Annotated in this window: 12 protein-coding genes; 3 read left to right on the plus strand and 9 right to left on the minus strand. The window is 65.0% G+C overall.

Annotated elements, in window-relative coordinates:
- Position 1: 1 nt before the first annotated feature.
- The 8 genes from AC1D2L_RS10980 to AC1D2L_RS11015 form a co-directional block, all read right to left on the minus strand.
- Positions 2-1402 carry a selenium-binding protein SBP56-related protein gene (locus AC1D2L_RS10980; RefSeq protein WP_476845908.1) on the minus strand — a complete coding sequence of 467 codons (1401 nt, stop codon included), beginning with the start codon at positions 1400-1402 and terminating at the stop codon, positions 2-4.
- A 252-nt stretch (positions 1403-1654) separates the two neighbouring features.
- On the minus strand, positions 1655-1912 hold the full coding sequence (locus AC1D2L_RS10985) for a DUF4242 domain-containing protein (protein WP_476845909.1): 258 nt from the start codon (positions 1910-1912) through the stop codon (positions 1655-1657).
- Between the two features lie 56 nt (positions 1913-1968).
- Positions 1969-5529: an adenylate/guanylate cyclase domain-containing protein gene (locus tag AC1D2L_RS10990; RefSeq protein ID WP_476845910.1), complete on the minus strand. Its 3561-nt coding sequence runs from the start codon at positions 5527-5529 to the stop codon at positions 1969-1971.
- Between the two features lie 345 nt (positions 5530-5874).
- Complete coding sequence (gene kce / locus AC1D2L_RS10995) at positions 5875-6807, minus strand: 3,5-dioxohexanoate:acetyl-CoA acetone transferase (RefSeq protein WP_476845911.1); 933 nt, start codon at positions 6805-6807, stop codon at positions 5875-5877.
- Positions 6808-6851: 44 nt separating this feature from the next.
- A complete protein-coding gene (locus AC1D2L_RS11000; protein WP_476845912.1) occupies positions 6852-7790 on the minus strand; it encodes a 3-hydroxyacyl-CoA dehydrogenase in 939 nt (312 codons plus the stop codon).
- A gap of 45 nt (positions 7791-7835) precedes the next feature.
- A complete protein-coding gene (locus tag AC1D2L_RS11005) occupies positions 7836-10361 on the minus strand; it encodes a branched-chain amino acid ABC transporter ATP-binding protein/permease (RefSeq protein WP_476845913.1) in 2526 nt (841 codons plus the stop codon).
- 5 nt (positions 10362-10366) lie between these two features.
- Positions 10367-11242 (minus strand): branched-chain amino acid ABC transporter permease, encoded by an 876-nt coding sequence (locus AC1D2L_RS11010; RefSeq protein WP_476845914.1) that lies wholly within the window; start codon positions 11240-11242, stop codon positions 10367-10369.
- Positions 11243-11382: 140 nt separating this feature from the next.
- A complete protein-coding gene (locus tag AC1D2L_RS11015) occupies positions 11383-12639 on the minus strand; it encodes an ABC transporter substrate-binding protein (protein ID WP_476845915.1) in 1257 nt (418 codons plus the stop codon).
- 104 nt (positions 12640-12743) lie between these two features.
- Between AC1D2L_RS11015 and AC1D2L_RS11020 the strand changes: the two genes are divergently transcribed.
- Together AC1D2L_RS11020 and AC1D2L_RS11025 are read left to right on the plus strand one after the other, a co-directional pair.
- A complete protein-coding gene (locus AC1D2L_RS11020) occupies positions 12744-13520 on the plus strand; it encodes a GntR family transcriptional regulator (protein ID WP_476845916.1) in 777 nt (258 codons plus the stop codon).
- A gap of 20 nt (positions 13521-13540) precedes the next feature.
- The gene (locus AC1D2L_RS11025) at positions 13541-14317 is read left to right on the plus strand and encodes an SDR family oxidoreductase (protein WP_476845917.1); all 777 of its coding nucleotides are present in this window, start codon (positions 13541-13543) and stop codon (positions 14315-14317) included.
- A gap of 400 nt (positions 14318-14717) precedes the next feature.
- Here the strand turns inward: AC1D2L_RS11025 and AC1D2L_RS11030 are convergent, their stop codons facing one another.
- The gene (locus AC1D2L_RS11030; RefSeq protein ID WP_476845918.1) at positions 14718-18440 is read right to left on the minus strand and encodes a vitamin B12-dependent ribonucleotide reductase; all 3723 of its coding nucleotides are present in this window, start codon (positions 18438-18440) and stop codon (positions 14718-14720) included.
- A gap of 693 nt (positions 18441-19133) precedes the next feature.
- Here AC1D2L_RS11030 and AC1D2L_RS11035 point away from each other — a divergent pair.
- Complete coding sequence (locus AC1D2L_RS11035) at positions 19134-19637, plus strand: hypothetical protein (protein WP_476845919.1); 504 nt, start codon at positions 19134-19136, stop codon at positions 19635-19637.
- Positions 19638-19696: the final 59 nt, after the last annotated feature.

Genomic DNA, 19696 nt, shown 5'->3' on the forward strand with positions numbered 1-19696 from the left:
GTCAGGCCGACGGATAGCAGAACGAGTCAGTCGAGCAATCGCCCCCTTCCAGCCGGATCTGGTGTGCCCGATAGCCATCGGGGAAGTTCACCCAGTAGTCCTTGGCCAGTTCCAGCCCCCCATTCGGGCCGGCGACCGCCATCACCTCCGCTCCCGGCACGCCGTCAGGATAGAACTGGTCGTCCCAGGTCGAATAAAGGGAGTTGGTCCAATAGACCCGCTTTCCGTCGCGGCTGATCTCGACCATCTGGGGTCCGCCCCCATAGGCCTTGCCATTGGGATGCGGTGTTCGCCGGGCGATGCCACCGATATGCACCGAGCCCGTCAATTTCGGCTTTCTCGGCTCCGAAACATCGTATTGGCGCATCTCGCCGGTGCCCCAGCAGGAGACATAGAGGAACCGGTCGTCCATCGAGAGGTCGATGTCGCTGACCAATGGCGGCACGGCACCGAAACCCTGCAGAAGCGGGGGCAGATCGCTCTTGTCCGCAGGCTCAGCCGGGATGGTTGCCGACTTCTCGATGTGGAAGGTTCCGCCCTCGCGCCACCACGTCCAGATGGAGCCCTCCAGATTGGTAGTATCCACGACCACTCCGAGGAAGCCGTGTTCGCGACTTGGATCGTGGGCCGGGCGAACCTCGAGCGCCATCTGATGGTTGGCGCCGAGATCGATCGTCTGCACGTTGCGGCGCTGTCGCAAATCCCAGAAATGGATGCGGTGGCCGTACTTGTTGGAGAGAAGATCCTCGGGGACGATGCCGTTCTCGAATTGCGGCGGCAACGCCCATTCGCTCGATACCATATAGTCGCGTGGCAGGTTCCACCAGAAATCGTAATGCTTGTCCTGCAGGCCGCGATCGATCTCCCAGCGGCCCAGGATCTCGAAGGTCTGGCAGTCCATGATGAAGACGCCGGGCGGGCCGTCGATGCCCTGCGCCCCGCCGCCGCCGAGCGTGCTGACATAGATGCCTTCGGGACCGCAATGGATCGTGTGCGGGCGCGAATAGCCGGTGCGCCGGAACACCTCCTCGGGTTCGATTATCTTGTGAATCCTGGCCTTTGTCGGGTCAGGCTTGGTGTCGATCACGTAGATGCGCGAGGAGCGGATTCCCGGAATGATAAGGTAGCGTCTCTCGAGGAATGCATGGCCCGTCAACGGCGAGAGGGACGATGAACAGGCGTTCCAGCCGAAGTGATGAAACTCGTCACCCTTGTTGGGCATCGTCACGGTGTGGACGACCTGCGAGTAGGTCGGGGAGCCGGGCTTGACGTCGATGACAGCAAGCGCGTCGGGCTTGGAGAAGTCCGGACTCAGCAACAGGGTATAGGCATAGGTCTCGACCGGAGCTTCCATCGCGAGCTTCGGCGATGCATGAAAAGTTGGGTCAGGCCGAACATTCATCAAGTTGCCTCCCATGCTGGAGTGGAGGCGCCTGTTCATCCAATCCCGCGGCACTCCGCTCTTCTCGGCGCCCTTGGAAACACTACGCTCGCCTGGCGACGTCAGACAATGGCGAATATTTGCGAGCACTCACGATCGCGACGTTTCATCGCTCCGTGATCACGTGTCCATCTCCGCCATCCCTGAGGCATGCGTGCGCAGGGCTTGCCGGCTTATGAGCTGACCGGCTCTTGCGCCAACTGAGCCGAGCCATCAGGCAAACATTTCGGGGCTGATCTCGTCCACTTGGGTGATCACATCGGCCGGGATCCCGGCGCGTTCCGCCGCGAGACGAATGGTGTCGGCGCTTGCGGCCTCGTAGAGGCAATAGGTCTTTCTTTTATCGGCGCTGAGAAAAGAAAAAATCCACTTTACACCTTCAGCATCGTTGATCCGCTGAACGTGATCGCTCGATTCTTTCGTCAGTTCAAGTTTTTCGGCGAAATTTCTCTCAATGATGAAGCGGGGCATTGGCTCTTCCTTCCTGAAGACGAATTACGATTCAGCTCAAGGGCCAGTCTTTCTTATCAATGTACGGTTCCTTGCATCTTTCGTTTGAGCGCGACCATGCCGAGGTTCATCGCCGTCTCCAGTGAGCACTCGAGAAGCGCTTCGGCCTGCTTCCTGTCTCCAACTCGCCCCCGCCGGCGAAGCATCTGGGCATAGGCGTACTGGCTGTGGGCGAGCCAAGGCCGGGCGCCCATCCTTTGATCAAGCTCGATCGCCGCCTGGAAGTGGGCCTCGGCGACCTGCCAGTCCTCGGTGAGCGCGGCCAGTTGACCGAGGAACCGCCCGGCTGCCCCAAGGCAAACCGTGGTCACACCCGCGGTGATGGTTTTTCCGTCATACGCGGCCAGCAGGCTGTAGAGCCGCTTCGCGCAAGTCCGGTCTTCGAGCGCCGCGCAGACCTCCGCCAGATAGGCCAGGGTTGCGCTCCGTTTCGCATCGACAGCGATCGGAAGGCGGCCATCGACGAATTCGTCAAGCGTCCGTTGCGCAGGCTTCAGGTGACCAAGCTCGGAGGCGATCAGAGCGAAGCCTGGCTTCCACGTCGGCTGATCCGGGTTTTCGTCGATCAGGTGCTTGATGATCGGCGCCACCTCGGCCAGCCGGCCCTGCTCGCGCCTGATCGTGAACATCTGAAATCCGTAGACGCCTTCGACGGCGTCGCCATATGTCCGGCGCCCGAGCTCCAGGGCCGTCTCGGCATGTCGCTCCGCCTCGGCAAAATCGCCGTTCAGGATCGCTTGCATCGCCCGGCCGTGGACCGCGATCCAGTGCACGTGCATCCTCTGACGCGCCTCGCCGAGGATGTTCAGTTCATGGAGCGCCTTGTCCATGCGCTCGCGGTCGCCGAATTCGGCCGATCCGTAGACGTCGAGGCTGCGCGCGCGTCCGCGTGCATCGTCGTCGTCAACTTCATCGGCGAGCCTGAGCAACTCGTCGATCTGGGCACGCCACTCCTGGCCGTTGTCTTCGCATCGCGTGCTTGCCGGGATGAGAAAGCGGTTCACCAACAGTTCGAAGCGCGACAGCGGGTCGTTCAACCGCCGGGCCTCCTCGGTTGCTTCTCGCGAAAAGAGGTTTGCAGCATCGATCTCGCCGAGCACAAGGTGCGCGCGGGCCAGGCGGCTCAGGATGTGGCAGCGCGTTGCCAGGTCGGCGACACCGATCAAGGTTCTCGCCTCCTCGAGCAACTTAAGCGAGTCGCGGGACGGCTCGTTCGAGAGGAAGCGGGCATTGTCGAAGACGAGCGCCGCCTCGGCGAAGGCCCCAGCGTCACCCTGCGCACGCGCTTCCTCCAACGCCGCCAGCGAATGACGCATCGCCTCGGACATGCGGCCGGCGCTCTCGAGAGCGCGACCGAGCAGAAGGCGGACCTGCACGCTTTCCCTCGCACGGACCTGGCCATCGGAAACTCGGGAGACCAGCCGCAGAGCGTTCTCGCAGTGCTTAACGGCCTCGAAATTGGCGGACCGTGCCAATGCCCGTTGCGCCGCAAGTTTCCAGAACGACAGCGCGCGCTCCGGCAGGTCGGCTTCGGACAGGTGGCGGGCAATCAGCTCCGGCTGCGTCTCGGCCACATCGGGCTGCGCCGCGATCAGCGTTTCCCCCACCAACCTGTGGTAAGCGCGACGCTTGCCGGTGACCAGCGTCTGGTACGCCACGTCCTGGATCAAGGCGTGCCGGAACGCGTAGGTGTCGCTGGACAGCCCACTTCTGATCATCAGATGCGCATGGGTCAGTTCGTTCAGGGCCGCATCCAATACGGCACCAGGCAGTCGCGCGACGTCCCTCAGCAGGGCCCGAGAGAACTCCCGGCCAATCGCCGACGCCATCTGGGCCAGTTGCCTTGCCACCGGAGACAGGCGATCGAGCCCGGCCATCAGCGAGCCCTGCAGCGTTGCCGGAATCTCGTCCAGGGCGCGCGGGTGGTCTGGATCTTGTTCGAGCAGCGACCGCGTCAGTTCCTCCACAAACAGCGGCACGCCATCAGTGCGCTCCGCGATGTCATCGATCAGGCCTAAGGGGGGATTCCGGCCCATGATCGACTGGACAAGCTCGGCGATCTGCGCACGGCTGAGACGGCCCATGCTGAGCGTCGTCGTATAGCTGAAGCCGGTGGCCCAGTGCGCCGACCATTCGGGCCGATGCGTGACCACCAGCATCACGGGCAATTCGGAGATGCGGGCGAGCACCTGCTCGAGGAGTTCGGCCGTTGAGGGGTCGAGCCAGTGCGTATCCTCGATGATCATCAAGGCAGGAAGGCGCCGGCTGATGGATGCGAGGCGGCTGACGAGCGTCTGGAGCGTTAGCTCCTTCAGCTTCGCCGGCGCAAGCTTCAGCGGCTTGTAGCGCCCGAGCGTGTCGAGTGACAGGAGCTCGGCGTAGATTGCCGCCACGGCCGAAGCGTCCTCGTCGTTGCTCCGCAGCAGATCTTCCAGCTTGTCCAGGCGCCGCTCGGCCGTGTCGTCGGCAGCAAACCCGGCGACCCGCTCGAGGCGTTGGATGACCGGGTGAAAGGCGCTGTCCTGATGATAGGGCGAACATTGAAGCCGGATGACCTCATGGGGCGCCCCCTTCGCCTGTTCCTCAAGGCACTGGACGAGACGGGACTTGCCGATGCCGGCCTCACCGGACACAAAGACGGCCTGGCCCTGGCCGGCGCGCGCGGCGGCCCAGCGTTCGAGCAGGATTCCGACCTCGTGTACGCGCCCGATGAACGGCGAGAGTGTAACGCCGCGAACCGCGTCAAACCGGCTCTCGACCTCTCGCTCGCCAGCGATACGATAGAGGTCGACCGGTTTGTCGACGCCCTTGAGATGGGCCTCGCGGACCTTCTCTGTGACGAAAGTCTCTCCTATGAGCCGCAGGGTATCATCGGTGATCAGCAACTCGGACGGCTCGGCCTCTTGCTGCAGGCGCGCGGCAAGGTTGAGCGCATGGCCGGCTGCCGACATCTCACGTCCGCTGGCTGCATCGCCGACCACCACTTGGCCGGTCGCGATTCCTACCCGCGCATTGAGCGGCCCACGCTCAGGCAGCACTAGCAAGCGGACGGCGGCCAGCGCATCCAGGCCGGCGCGCACGGCGCGTTCGGCGTGGTCCTCGTGGGCGGTCGGCCAGCCGAAATAGGCAAGTACGCCGTCTCCCAGGAACTGGGCGACATGCCCCCCGTAGCGCGTGATGCTGCCGGCGACGGCATCCTGATAGCGGCGCAGGACATCGCCGGCATCCTCGGGGTCGAGCCGCTGGATCAGGCGGGTCGATCCGACGAGATCGCAGAAAAGGACCGTCAGCAGCCTGCGCTCTGCGTTCGGGCTCGGAGCGGGCGCTGCTCGCTCAGTCTTTCCGCTTTGCCGTCCGGAGGCCGCTTTCCGCTTCGGTCGGGGCAGGGCCGCATCCTCGTCGAGGCTCTCGATGGCCGCGAGGATGGTCTTGCGATGCCCCAGGGATACGCCGAGTTCCCGCAGATCGGCGTCTGTCAGATGGGGCAGGGCACGGCGATCGACGTCGTTCTGCACGAACGTCGGCGTATACTTGCCGAGGCCCAGATCGTTCAACCAGCTGTCGATTGTGCCACTCATCGCAGGCACCTTCTTCGCCGATAGATGCAGACAGTCGCGGTAGCTTGCTCAGCGCCGCGCCGGCCGACGAGCCTGTGTGCATGACCCGCATCACGCCAACCTCAGAGTTCTGGGCGGGCAGTCATGGCCAGCCCAGATCTGCGTCGGGAGGCGGCTTCCGCGATCATGATAGCACATCAGCAAGCTGTCGTGTGACGAGCCGAGTGCTGATGCTGGCGCCTTGGCCGATCGGCTCAGATCTCGCCTGACGTTACCCGGCGGCCTGGTCTCGCGAGCGCCTATCGCAGGAGGCGCCCGCCCGCGAGCTCATCGCGGTGATTGTCCCGTCCCGGGAGCGCCGGACGATCAGAAATTGACCTTGTCGGCGCCCTTCAGCTGCAGGACTTCACGGGCGTCCTCCGGTGTCGCCACTTCGAGGCCGAGGCCTTCGATGATCATGCGGGCCGCCTTGACCTGGTCGGCGTTGGATTTCGCGAACTGGCCCGGCCCTAGCCACAGCGAGTCCTCCAGCCCGACGCGCAGGTTGCCGCCCATCGAGACCGCCATCGCGGCGATCGGCAATTGGTGCCGCCCCGCTCCAAGCACCGACCACTGGTACTGGTCGCCGAACAGCCGATCGGCCGTGCGCTTCATATGGGCGACGTCCTCGGGGTGAGGGCCGATACCGCCCAGGATGCCGAAGACCGACTGGACGAAGAAGGGCGGCTTCACCAGTCCGCGGTCGACGAAATGGGCCAGCGTGTAGAGATGGCCGATGTCGTAGCACTCGATCTCGAAGCGGGTGCCGTTCTCCGCGCAGGTTGTCAGGATGTTCTCGATGTCCTGGAACGTGTTCTTGAAGATGCGGTCCTTCGAGCCCTCGAGATAAGGCCGCTCCCAGTCGTGCTTGAAGTCCTTGAAGCGGGCCAGCATCGGGTAGAGCCCGAAATTCATCGAGCCCATATTGAGCGAGGCGACCTCAGGCTTGAAATGAGCGCAGGGGCCGAGCCGCTCCTCGACGCCCATGGTGGGGGCGCCGCCGGTGGTGATGTTGATGACGCAGTTCGAGCGCTGCTTGATCACCTTCAGGAAGGGCTCAAAAGCCTCCGGGGACTGGTCGGGCTGGCCGGTTTTGGGGTTCCGGGCATGGACATGGACGAGCGCGGCGCCGGCTTCGGCCGCGCCGACGGCCGCATCGATGATCTCGTCGGCGGTCACCGGCAGATGCGGAGACATCGAGGGCGTGTGGATCGCTCCTGTCACCGCGCAGGTAATGATGACTTTGCGGTTCTTGGCCATGGTGGTGGTCCTTTCTAGGCAAATCTCGGATGTGGCGCGGGCCCTTAGTCGGGCTTGCGCTGAGAGCCCTGCTTGTGCGCCTGCAGTGCCGCGAGCCGGGTGTCGCGCCAGTCGCTCAGCCGCTTGACCCGGTCAGCCGCCTGCGTGCCGCTCCACTCGCTCATCACGGTCGCCACCGTCTCGGCGCCGAAGGGATCGCCGCCGGCGCTGTCGGCGACCATCCGCGTCAGTGAGGCGCCGTATCGCGAGCAATAGTCCGGGATGCCGCCCGGCGCATTGAGCTCGATCGTCTCGAAGGGCCCCATGAAGGACCAGCGCAGCCCGAGGCCGTCGCGGATCGTCTTGTCGACGTCCTCGGCGCTGGCGACGCCTTCGCCGACGAGCCGGAAGGCCTCAGCCAGCAGCACGGCCTGAAGCCGGTTCAGGACGAAGCCGGGTTTTTCCTTGCGCAGGGTGATCGGTACCTGCCCGGCCTGCTCGTAGATGACCTTGGCCCGCTCGACGACGGCCGGATCGGTCCAGGGCGCGGGAGCGAGCTCGACAATCGGCACGAGATGCGGCGGGTTGACGGGATGCGCCACGAGGCAGCGCGCGCGGCCCGCCAGCCCCTCGCTGAAGACCGAGGCCATGATGAAGGAGGTCGAGGAGGCGAGGATCGCGGAGGCGGGTGCGAGCGCATCCATCTCGGCAAAGAGCTTCTGCTTGGCCTCGACGCTTTCCGGCCCGTTCTCCTGCACGAGATCGGCTCCGGCCAGCACATCGGCGAGGCCCGAGGCAACGCGGATGCGGGCGAGCGAGCCCTTCGGATCCTGCACGAGCCCGTGGCCGGCAAGCTCTTCGAGATTGGTGCCGATATGTGCACGCGCCGCCTCCGCCGCGCCGGGCGCGACGTCATGCAGCGCGACCTCGCAGCCATGGCTGGCGAAGACGGTGGCCCAGGCGCGGCCGATCAGGCCCGAACCGACAATGGCGATGTTAGTCATAGCTTGTAGTCCCGTGAACGAGGCCGAATTGGGAGAACGATGTCGTCAAAGCCACAGCACCTGCCGGCGCAGCGCTAGGTCCTGGCTCAGCGCGCGCGATGGGCCGGTGTGGACGACGGTCCCGCGCTCGAGCACCACGGTGCGGTCCGACAGTGCCAGAGCGAGGTCGAGGTGATGGTCGACGATGACTATCGCGATCTCGCGGCGCAGCTTGTCGAAAGCCTCGAAGAGTTCCTCGACGACGGCGGGCGCCAAGCCCTCGAAGGGCTCGTCGAGCAGCAGCACGCGGGTGTCCCCGGAGAGAGCGCGAGCGACCGCGACCATCTGCTGCTCGCCGCCGGAGAGGTAGTCGGCCGGCGAGTGCCAGCGCTCGCGGATGCGCGGGAAGAAGGCAAAGATCTTGTCGTCGTCCCAATGCGTGCCGTTGCCGGTGACGCGCTTGAGGCGGCCGAGTTCCATGTTGTCCTTGACGCTCATGCCCGCGAAGAGCCCGCGCCCCTGCGGCACATAGGCGATGCCGGCGCGCGCAATCACGGCGGGTGCCTGCCGGGCGATGTCGCTGCCGGCGAGCGTGATGCTGCCCGTCGCTGGCGGCGCGATGCCGGTGATCGTCTTGAGCAGCGTCGACTTGCCGGCGCCGTTGCGGCCGAGCAGGGCCACGATTTCGTTGTCGTGCACGTCGAGCGAGACCTGCCGCAGGATGTGGCTCTTGCCGTAGAAGGTGTCGACGTCCTTCAGCCCGAGCAGCACGGTCTCGCGAGCGGCGCTGGCGCGTGGCTTTTCCGCCAGGGCATGCGCGCCCGAGCCGATATAGACCTCCTGCACGCGCGGCGAGGAGCGCGCATCCTCCACGGTGCCGTCGACCAGCACCGCGCCCTCGTTCATGACGGTGACATGGTCGGCGATGGCGAAGACGCGGTCGATGTCGTGCTCGACCAGCAAAACCGGCAGATCGGTCGAGATCGACTTGATGAGGTTGCCGACGCGCTCGCGCTCCGCTGCAGCCAAGCCGGCCAACGGCTCGTCCAGCAGGAGCACCCGCGGCTTCGTCGCCAGCGCGAGGCTCATGTCGAGCAGGCGCTGGCCGCCATAACTCAGCGATCCCGCCTCGGCGGTCTCGATCCCACGCAGGCCCATCGTGTCGATCACGGTTGCGGTCTGGGTGTTGACCTCATCGAGTCCGCCGGCTGCCCGCCAGGGGTTAAAGCGTTCCGTTGCACGCGCCTGCACTGCGAGGCGCACGTTTTCTGCCACCGAGAGGGTCGGGAACAGGTTCGTGATCTGGAAGGCGCGGCCGATGCCGGCCTGCGTGATCGCTTCGGGCGTCATGCCGCCGATCTGGCGATCGCGCAGATGGACCGTGCCCCGGTCCGGCGCGAAGAGCCCCGAGATCAGGTTGAAGGCGGTCGTCTTGCCGGCGCCATTGGGGCCGATCAGCGCGTGCAGCTTGCGGTCGCGCATCGTGATGTCGACGCCCTCGACGGCCTTGATGCCGCCAAAACTCTTGGCGAGCCCCTTGGCCGCGAGGATGACGCCATCGCCGGCGTCCGTCGGCTTCATGAAATCGGGCAGCGTCACCTGTCCCGCCTTGCGCTCCGACATGGCGGCATCGCCGGCAGCCTGCTTTAGGAAGGGCCGCAGCAGGCGCTGGCCGACGCCGATCAGCCCGGTCGGTGAGAACACGATGAAGGCGACAAAAAGCAGCCCGAACCAGAACAGCCAGTTCGGCGTCATGCTCGAGAGATAGTCGCGGAAGATCACGAAGAAGAGCGCGCCGAGCGCCGGTCCCAGGAAGGAGCGCATGCCGCCGATGACGACCATGGCGAGCAATTCGCCCGAGAACGCCACCGAGATCGGCTCGGCCGAGGTCATGCGGTTGTTGAAGAGCAGGAGCGTTCCTGCGAGCCCCGTCAGCGCGGCCGAGAGGGTGAAGGCGATCAGCTTGTAGCGGTCGGTCGCATAGCCGAGGAAGCGCGCGCGCTGCTCGTTCTCGCGGATCGCCACCAGTACTGTGCCGACAGGCGAGCGATGGAAGCGCCAGAGCCCGTATACCACTGCCATCGCGATCACCGCCACGAGCGCATAGAAGTGCAGCGTCACCTCGAAATCGACGCCAAGGAATAGCGGCCGCTTGATGCCGCCCAGTCCATCCTCGCCGCCGGTCAGCGAGGTCCAGCGGAAGGCGACCGAATAGGTCATCGCCGCGAGCGCCAGTGTGAGCAGCGAGAAATAGACGCCCTTGCGACGCAGGATCAGCGCGCCGAAGGCAAAGGCGATGAGGCCGACCATGAGCACCGCCAGCAGCACCGGTAGCAGGAACTGTCCGGGCAGCCAGTTGCGCTGGATCAGCCCGGCGGCATAGGCGGCCAGCCCGAACCAGGCGCCGTGTCCGAACGAGACCAGCCCTGTCGTGCCGACCAGAATGTTCAGCGCCATGCAGGCGATGGCGAAGACGACGATCTCGGTCGCCGAGGTCGTGCCCAGCCCGACCAGATGCATCAGTGAGGGCAGGGCGACGAGGCCGATGGCGGCGATGAGGAGCGGCGCGTGATCGCGTTGGGTCTGCGTCATGGCGCTCACTCGAACCGCTGGATACGTTCGCCGAACAGGCCGCGAGGCCGGAACAGCAGGACGAGCAGCATCATCAGGTAGATCACGGCCGTGGACCATTGCGTGTAGCCGAGCCCGATGGTGATGCCCTTGACCACGCCCACCATCAGGGCCGCGACCACGACACCCCAGAAGGAGCCGAGGCCGCCGATGACGACGACGACGAAGGCGGGGGTGATGATCTCCTGGCCCATGGCCGGGTGGATCGAATAGATCGGCGCCAGCAGTACGCCGGCGAGCCCCGCCAGCCCGATGCCGATTCCGGCGACCGCGACCATGTAGGGCTGGAGCGAGATGCCGAGCGCGCCGACCATGTCGGGATTCTGGACGCCGGCGCGGACCACGCGGCCGAAGGCCGTGCGCTGCAGCAGGAACCAGAGGCCGAGCACGCAGCCCGCCGCGATGAGCAGCAGCATCGCCCGATAGCGCGAATAGATGAAGTCGCCGATGAAGATCTGGCCGCGCAGGGCAGGCGGGATCGAGAAGGACAGCGGTGGCGCACCAAAAATCATGCGCAACGACTGCTCGGCGACCATGGCGAGACCGAAGGTCAGGAGCAGCGAGAGGATCGGGTCCGAGCGATAGAAGCGCTGGAACAGGCCGCGCTCGATGACGATGCCGATCAGCGCGACCAGCACCGGCGATGCGATCATGGCGCCACCAAAGCCGATATGGGGTGCGAGCACGATCGTGAGATAGGCGCCGATCGCATAGAAGGCGCCATGCGCCAGGTTGACGATCCCGCCCAGCGAGAAGATCAGCGAGAGGCCCAGCGCGATCAGGAGGTAATAGACCCCGTCGAGCAGTCCGTTCAGCACTTGCTGGATGAAGAGGGTGAGCAAGAGGGCGGCCCTTTTCGGAGTACGCGGGAGGCGATCCCGTCATGGTCGGGCTTGACCCGACCACCTCGGAAACCAGTGTCTTCCAGTCAGGAGATCCTCGGGTCGGCGCCCCGCGCCGCCCGAGAATGACCAACGAGCCGTCAGCTCATCTTGCAGACCGCCTCGTCACCGCTGGTTGCGATGACTTCCATGTTCTCGTTGGGGCCCGGCACGGGCGGCGAGGAGGTGAAGAGATCCCACTGGTTCTTGACCTGCGCGGCGGGCAGGGCGGTGATCGTGTACATCTCGCTGATCAGCTGGTGATCGGAGGCGCGGAAATAGCCCTCGCGGCCCTTGAGCACATCGAACTTCGCGCCCTTCTCCCAATGCGCGAGGATCTTGTCGGTCTCGGTCGATTTCAGCTCGTTCATCGACTGCGCCATGATCTTCACGGCCATGTAGTCGCCCCAGGCCTGGTTCTCGGGCGGCTTGCCATACTTCTTCGTGAAGGCGGCGACGAAAGCCTTGCTGCCGGGAGTGTCGATCAGGTGGTGCCAGACGCAGGGCCAGATGCCGCCGAAATTGTCCTTGCCGGCGGCCCAGGCGAGCGCGGTGTCGAAGCCAAACCCCGCGACCGGGAAGGTCAGGCCGAACTCCGCATATTGCTTCAGGAAGTTGGTGATCTGGTTGCCGGCGAGGTTGGAGATCACCAGGTCGGGCTTGGCGGCCCGGATCTCGATCAGCAGCGCCGAGAAGTCGGTCGCGTCGGTGGGGACCAGTTTGTCGGCGGCGAACTGGCCGCCATTGGCCTCCATGAAGCGCTTGGCGACCTTGCTGAGGTCATGGCCGAAGGCATAGTCGGCGGTGAGCGAGAACCACTTCTTGCCCTTTACCAGCCCCTGCGCCAGCAGCGAGCGGCCGGTGCTCTTCACATACATCGAGTTCTGGTGCTCGACATGGAACATGTAGCGGTTGCAGCTTTCGCCGCGCAGGGCGTCGGAATTGCCGCCGGTGTTGACGAAAAGCATCTTGTTGCGCGCCGCGACCTGCGAAATCGTCAGGCACGAGGCCGACGAGATCTCGCCGATGATGCAGGCGACCTTGTCGCGCTCGAACATGCGCTCGGCCTTGGTCGAGGCGGTCTGCGGATTGACCGAGTCTTCCTTCAGCGCCTCGAGCTTGCGGCCATTGATGCCGCCGGCGGCGTTGATTTCCTCCACCGCCAGGTCGACGGCCATGACGCCGTATTCGCCGAGCGGGCCGAGGAAGCCGGTGCGCGGGGTCAGGTGTCCGAACCGGACAGCGTCGGGCGTCTGCGCCAGGATGATCGAGGGGCTCGCGATGAGCCCCGTAGCTGCGCCCAGCCCCACAAGGGCCTGACGGCGCGAAATCCGCGTGGTCTTGAAGATCTCTGCCATTGCGTTCCTCCCAGAACAGTCCGCGCCATTGGGGCGTCGGCTAAGGCTGTCACACGGTCTTATGCCGCTTGTCGTGATCTGTGATCACAGTTAGGTTGGCAGACATGACTGCACCTGTCCAGCCCTTGCCCACAGTCCAGTCGCGGGAAGCAACTGCCCCCGAGATGAAACCACGCGCCCTGGCCGCGTTGGACGATGTCGGGCTGCTGGCCCGCGAGACGCTGGGCGACCGCGTCACCATGGAGCTGCGTGCGCGCCTCGTCGCAGGGCAGTTGGCTCCCGGTGACAAGCTTTCGCTGCGGCGCGTCGCCGAGGCGCTCGGCGTCTCCATGATGCCAGTGCGCGAAGCGGTCAGCCGGCTCGCCGCCGACCGGGCGCTCGAGGTGCTGCCGGGGCGAGCGGTGCGGGTCCCCATTCTCACGCTAGAGCAGTTTCGCGAGCTGACGCGCCTGCGCCTCGTCCTCGAGGGCTTTGCTGCGGAGGAGGCCGCCCGCGTCGCGAGCCCCGAGCAGATCGCGCGCATCGCCGCCCATGAGGCGATCTTCCGCGAGGCAGCCGACGCGGAGCCGCCGCGCGCCGCCGACAGCGTCGCCGCCAACCGCGACCTTCACTTCGCTCTCTACGAGGCGACGAACATGCCCTCGCTGGTCGAGATGATCGAGCGGCTCTGGCTCAAGGCGGGGCCAATCCTCAACCTCGACATGCGCCATGAGCCGATGCGGCTGAAGGGTGGCAGCGCCGTGCAGGCCCATGCCAGCCTCGTCGAGGCCTTGAGCGCGCGCGATGCGCCGGCCGCACGCCAAGCCCTGGAGCGCGACATCACGTTCGCCGCCGCCCATGTCGAGAGCACCGGCCGCCTGGCCGAGCGGACCGAAATCTGAATTCCGAGGGGAGAGAAGCGATGGACCTGCAGATATCGGGCTTGCGCGTGCTGGTGACGGCCGGCGCGGGCGGAATCGGCCGAGCAACGGCACGCGCTTTCGCGGCCGAAGGCGCGAGGGTGCACATCTGTGACGTCGACACTGACGCGCTCGCCCAGATGGCTCAAAGCGATCCTGGAATGACGCAGTCGGTCTGCGATGTCTCGGATAGGGCGGCCGTATCGCGATTGATGGAGGAGGCCCTGGTCGCGCTCGGCGGGCTCGACTGCCTCGTCAACAACGCCGGCATCGCCGGCCCCACGGGCCGCGTCGACGAGATCGACCCCGCCGATTGGGACAGCTGCGTGGCGATCGACCTGACAGGGCAGTTCAACTGCACCCGGCTGGCCGTTCAGCACCTGAAGCAGTCCGGGAACGCCTCGATCATCAACCTCTCCAGCCAGGCCGGCAAGCACGGCTTCCCATTGCGCTCGCCCTATGGCGCGGCGAAGTGGGGCGTGATCGGCTTCACCAAGGCGCTCGCGGCAGAGCTAGGGGAGTTCGGCATCCGGGCCAACGCGATCTGCCCGGGCCTTGTCGAGGGTCCGCGTATCCAGAGCGTTATCGCCAACAAGGCGCGCAGCTTCAATGTTTCGCATGAGGAAATGACACAGCGCCTCTTCGCCGGCGTCTCGATCAAGCAGTTCGTCGACCCCAACGACATCGCAAAACAGATCGTCTTTCTGGCCTCGCCCTTCGGCAAGACGATTTCGGGCCAGGAGATCTCGGTCTGTGGCGATACCAGGATGCTGGCCTAGACAGGGCACGCCGGCAGCAACCTGACATCATATCTGCTAGCGCCGTTCAGCCTCCGGTCTGGGGCGATCCCATTCACCACATGTGAAATAGCTGAGCCAGCGCATCGGGGGGGGGGCGGGCAAACGCCATGCTGCCGTAGTGCCAATGTCGGCTGACGGAATGGCCATTCCGCTTAAGCCGCCGCGTTACCGCCTAGCCGAATCAGCCCTTGAATAGAGCGACCTACAGCACTGAACACGCTAGCCAATATTGGCTTCTGACGTTCATCTAACGGAACCGTGTTGCCGAAAATGAAACGTCGCCCGGCAGGGCCGGGCGACGTGAGTAGGATCGTGAAACCGCCGCTACGATCGTGGGAGCAATGCTACGCCGCGGTGTTCCATGAACCGTCTGAAGACCTCAAGAGCACCCGGTCGTTGAACCGCAGGTGTTGCATTTCAGGCAGGTGCCATTGCGCACCAGCGTGAAGTTTCCGCACTCGCCGCAGCTGTCGCCGACATAGCCCTTCATGATCGCCTCGGCGCGGCGTTCTGAAGCCGATGGCTGGGCTGCCGGCGCAGCGAAGCCGAGCTTGTCCATCTGGGCTTCGCCAAACGCCTCCGGCTCTTCCTTCAGCGCGGTCGCGCCGGCTGTCGCCAGGGCCTTCACGTTCGAGCCGCCGCGCCCCACTGTGTCGAGGTTGGCGGGAGTGCCGCCGCCCTGGATCGAGTGGAAGTTCATCGGCTTGCCGCGGCGGAAACCCGTCGAGGCCAGCGGCGAGGTGGTGATCGGCGTGACCAACTCGGGCGCCTTGTCCTGACCGACGCCGCCGCCGATCACGTCATGACCGATCTCGCTGGGATCGATATGAGCGAGGTCGTGCCGGCCGAGATAGCTGATCGCCAGCTCGCGGAAGACGTAGTCGAGGATCGAGGTCGCGTTCTTGATCGACTGGTTGCCCTGCACGAAGCCCGAGGGCTCGAAGCGCGTGAAGGTGAAGGCCTCGACATATTCCTCAAGCGGCACGCCGTATTGCAGGCCCAGCGACACCGCGATGGCAAAATTGTTCATCATCGCGCGGAAGGCGGCGCCTTCCTTGTGCATGTCGATGAAGATCTCGCCGAGGCGGCCATCGGCATATTCGCCGGTGTGGACGTAGACCTTGTGGCCACCGACGACCGCCTTCTGGATGTAGCCGGTGCGGCGCGAGGGCATCTTTTCGCGCTCGCGCACGACCTTCTCGACGATGCGCTCGACGATCTTCTCGGCGATCTGCGTGGCCCGCGCAGCCATCGGCTGCTGGAGCAGCGCCTCGACCGCATCCTCCTCGTCGTCATCGTCCGAGATCAGCGCCGAGTTCAGCGGCTGCGAGAGTTTGGAGCCGTCGCGGTAGAGAGCATTGGCCTTCAGCGCCAGCTTCCACGAGAGCATGTAGGCGCTCTTGCAGTCCTCGACCGTGGCATCGTTGGGCATGTTGATGGTCTTCGAGATCGCGCCCGAGATGAAGGGCTGAGCTGCCGCCATCATCCGGATGTGGCTCTCGACCGAGAGATAGCGCTTGCCGATCCGTCCGCAGGGATTGGCGCAGTCGAAGACGCTGTAATGCTCGACCTTCAGGTGCGGGGCGCCCTCGAGGGTCATGGCGCCGCAGACATGGACGTTGGCGGCCTCGACCTCGGCCTTGCTGAAGCCGAGGAACGGCAGCAGCTCGAAGGTCGGCTCGGCCAGCTTCTCGGCGGGCACCTTCAGGACGTTGATCAGGAAATCCTCGCCCAGCGTCCACTTGTTGAAGACGAACTTGATGTCGAAGGCGGCCTTGAGGTCCTTCTCGACGGCGTCGATCTTGTCCTGCGGGAACCCCTTCGCGCGGAGCGAACCATGGTTGACGCCGGGAGCCTGGGCCATCGAGCCGTGGCCGACAGCGTAGGCTTCGATCTCGGCGATCTCGTGCTCGCGATAGCCGAGYGCCCGCAGCGCGTCGGGCACGGCGCGGTTGATGATCTTCCAGTAGCCGCCGCCGGCGAGCTTCTTGAATTTAACCAGCGCGAAGTCGGGCTCGATGCCGGTCGTGTCGCAATCCATGACGAGGCCGATCGTGCCGGTCGGCGCGATCACGGTCGTCTGGGCGTTGCGGTAGCCGTACATCTTGCCGAGGTTCAGCGCCTCGTCCCAGACGATGCGGGCGCGCTCGGACATCAGCTCGCTGGTGCCGCCGAGGCGGGCCAACGTGCCATGGTCGAGCGGCACCGGCGTGACCTGCAGGTTCTCATAGCCCGTGGCCTGGCCATGGGCAGCGTTGCGATGATTGCGGATGACGCGCAGCATGTGGCTGGCGTTCTTCTTGTAGCCTGGGAAGGGCCCGAGTTCGCCAGCCATTTCGGCCGAGGTCGCATAGGACACGCCGGTCATGATCGCGGTGAGGGCGCCTGACAAGGCGCGGCCCTCGTCGCTGTCGTAGCCGAGGCCCATGGTCATCAGCAGGCCGCCGATATTGGCGTAGCCGAGGCCCAGCGTGCGGTACTCATAGGAGAGTTCGGCGATCTCGCGGCTCGGGAACTGCGCCATGGTCACCGAGACTTCGAGCACGACGGTCCAGAGCCGGCAGAGATGCTCATAGGCTGCGACGTCGAAGGCTTTCGTCTCGCGATCGTAGAACTGCAGCAGGTTGGCGGAGGCCAGGTTGCAGGCGGTGTCGTCGAGGAACATGTATTCCGAGCACGGGTTTGACGCCCGGATCCGGCCCGAGGCGGGGCAGGTGTGCCAGTCGTTCATCGTCGTGTTGAAATGCAGGCCCGGATCGGCCGAGGCCCAGGCGGCGTAGCCGATCTTCTCCCAGAGGTCGCGAGCCTTGAGCGTCTTCATGACCTTGCCGGTGGTGCGGGCGGTCAGGTTCCACTCGGCATCGGTTTCCACGGCGCGCAGGAAGTCGTCGGTCAGCGAGACCGAGTTGTTCGAGTTCTGCCCGGAGACGGTGAGGTAGGCTTCCGAGTCCCAGTCGGTGTCGTACACATCGAACTTGATGTCGGTGTAGCCCTGCTTGGCGAACTGGATGACCCGCTTGATGTAGTTGTCGGGGACCATCGCCTTGCGGGCCAGCTTGACCTCGCGCTTCAGCGCCGGGTTCTTCTCGGGATCGAAGCAGGAATCGCCGTCGCCCTCGCAGTTCACGCAGGCCTTCATCACGGCCTTCATGTGCTTCTGGACGACCTTGGAGCCGGTCACGAGAGCCGCGACCTTCTGCTCCTCGCGCACCTTCCAGTCGATATAGGTCTCGATATCGGGGTGGTCGACATCGACGACGACCATCTTGGCGGCGCGACGCGTGGTGCCGCCCGACTTGATCGCGCCGGCGGCGCGGTCACCGATCTTGAGGAAGGACATCAGGCCAGACGAGCGGCCGCCGCCGGCGAGCTTTTCGCCTTCGCCGCGCAGCATCGAGAAATTCGAGCCGGTGCCCGAGCCGTATTTGAACAGACGGGCTTCGCGGACCCACAGGTCCATGATGCCGCCGTCGTTGACGAGATCGTCCTGCACGCCCTGGATGAAGCAGGCATGGGGCTGCGGGTGCTCATAGCTCGACTTCGACTTCACCAGCTTGCCGGTCTTGAAGTCGACGTAGAAATGGCCCTGGCTGGGGCCGTCGATGCCGTAGGCCCAGTGCAGGCCGGTGTTGAACCATTGCGGCGAGTTCGGAGCGACGCGCTGGGTCGCCAGCATGAAGCGCAATTCGTCATGGAACGCGGCTGCATCTTCCTCCGAGGAGAAATAGCCGCCCTTCCAGCCCCAGTAGGTCCAGCAGCCGGCGAGCCGGTCGAACACCTGCTTGGAGGAGATTTCGGATGCGAAGCGCTCCTTCTCCGGCACGGCCGCAAGCGCCGCCTCGTCGGGCACGGAGCGCCACAGGAAGGAGGGGACGTCGTTCTCCTCGACCTTCTTCAGGGCCGCGGGAACGCCAGCCTTGCGGAAGTACTTTTGCGCGAGCACGTCGCTGGCGACCTGCGACCACGCCTCCGGCACCTCGATGCCCTCGAGCCGGAACACGATCGAGCCGTCGGGATTGCGGATTTCGCTGACGGCGGATCGGAACGGAATTGCGGCGTAAGGTGACTGGCCTGCGGAGGTGTAGCGGCGCTCGATGCGCATGATCTGTCGTCCCTTAAGATCGCCGCGGGTGGAGATCCCGCGCGGCCGGTTGATCACCGGCTCCTGATGTCAGTCCAAACTCGGTTCGATGCCCTGTGAGTCCTCGACGGTGTCGCCCCGCCTATGGGCCCGGTCACGCCCAAAATGCCCGCGCAATCCCGTTCGCCTCCGCGCTTGGCGCGGATGCAGGGCAGGCCCGGAACACTCTGGAAACTAGGGTCTCGCGTTCATCCAGAGGGGGTGCCGCCGGCCGTCATGCGATGGCCAAAATCTAGCGCCGATTGCGCTTCTGCGTCAAGGATTAGTGCGCCATGAAGCCTGTGGACACGACATCTGGTAGAAGGTGTGAGTTATGGGGATAAGTTGCAAGGCCGGTGCTAAGCCTTGGGAATTGCAAGCCGAATCCAGACGCATGGCGCGATTGCCACAGTGGCGCCGCAATCAATTCGATCAAAGGCCGGCCAATCCGCTTACCCGTAGGCCAGGCTGCCGGCTTGTATAAGCTCTCTCTTCGCCCACTGCGGCAAGGCCTTGAATTCATGGGACCTTCGCGTAGTCGGCTATGCCTTTCTGCCCATCGTCGAATCGTGTTCGGGCCCCGGCGAATGGCCGGGATGTTACAGCGCGGACACACCCGGCCTTAACGAGTGAATGGCATCCTTGTCTTTCCTGGCTCGGAAGTGGTGGCCTTTCATGAGACGCCTGGCTGTGATTGCACCGATCCTGCTCGCCGGTTGCATGGAGCCGGAGCCGCTTGCTCCAGCCTTTGCCGGGAAATGGGCCTCCGCGCTGGGGGGCTGCCAGGGGCCCATCATCACGATCAACAAGAGTGGCATCGCGGCGAGCGGGATGCCGATCGACGGACTGAGCTTCACCTCCGCCAAGGTATCCGGCGCGACGGCTCATCTCCTCATGGAGTTGAGCCCGGCGGCGCGGCTCGTGACATCCAGCCATCTGGGCGCACGCAAAGGCATCGAACTCAGGCCCGAGGACCTCGAGGTCGCGGCCACGCTGATAGCTCAGGCAAGCCGGGTGCATCCCACCAACGTGATCGTGCGCAACAAGAAGACGCGCCAGATTCAGGCTGCGGATCCTGGCGTGCTGGCGGTGATGACACTGGTCCGTTGCGATGGGCCGCAGGGGACCGGCCCCGCGCCACCGACGGCGGGTGGCCTGCGACAGCCGGCTTTTCGTTGAGGCTGGACAGCCTCGCACGCGGGGGCCATAAGTCGCGCGAACTCGCCCGACGCGGATGA

Source organism: Allobosea sp. P1_B10, from assembly GCF_056406735.1.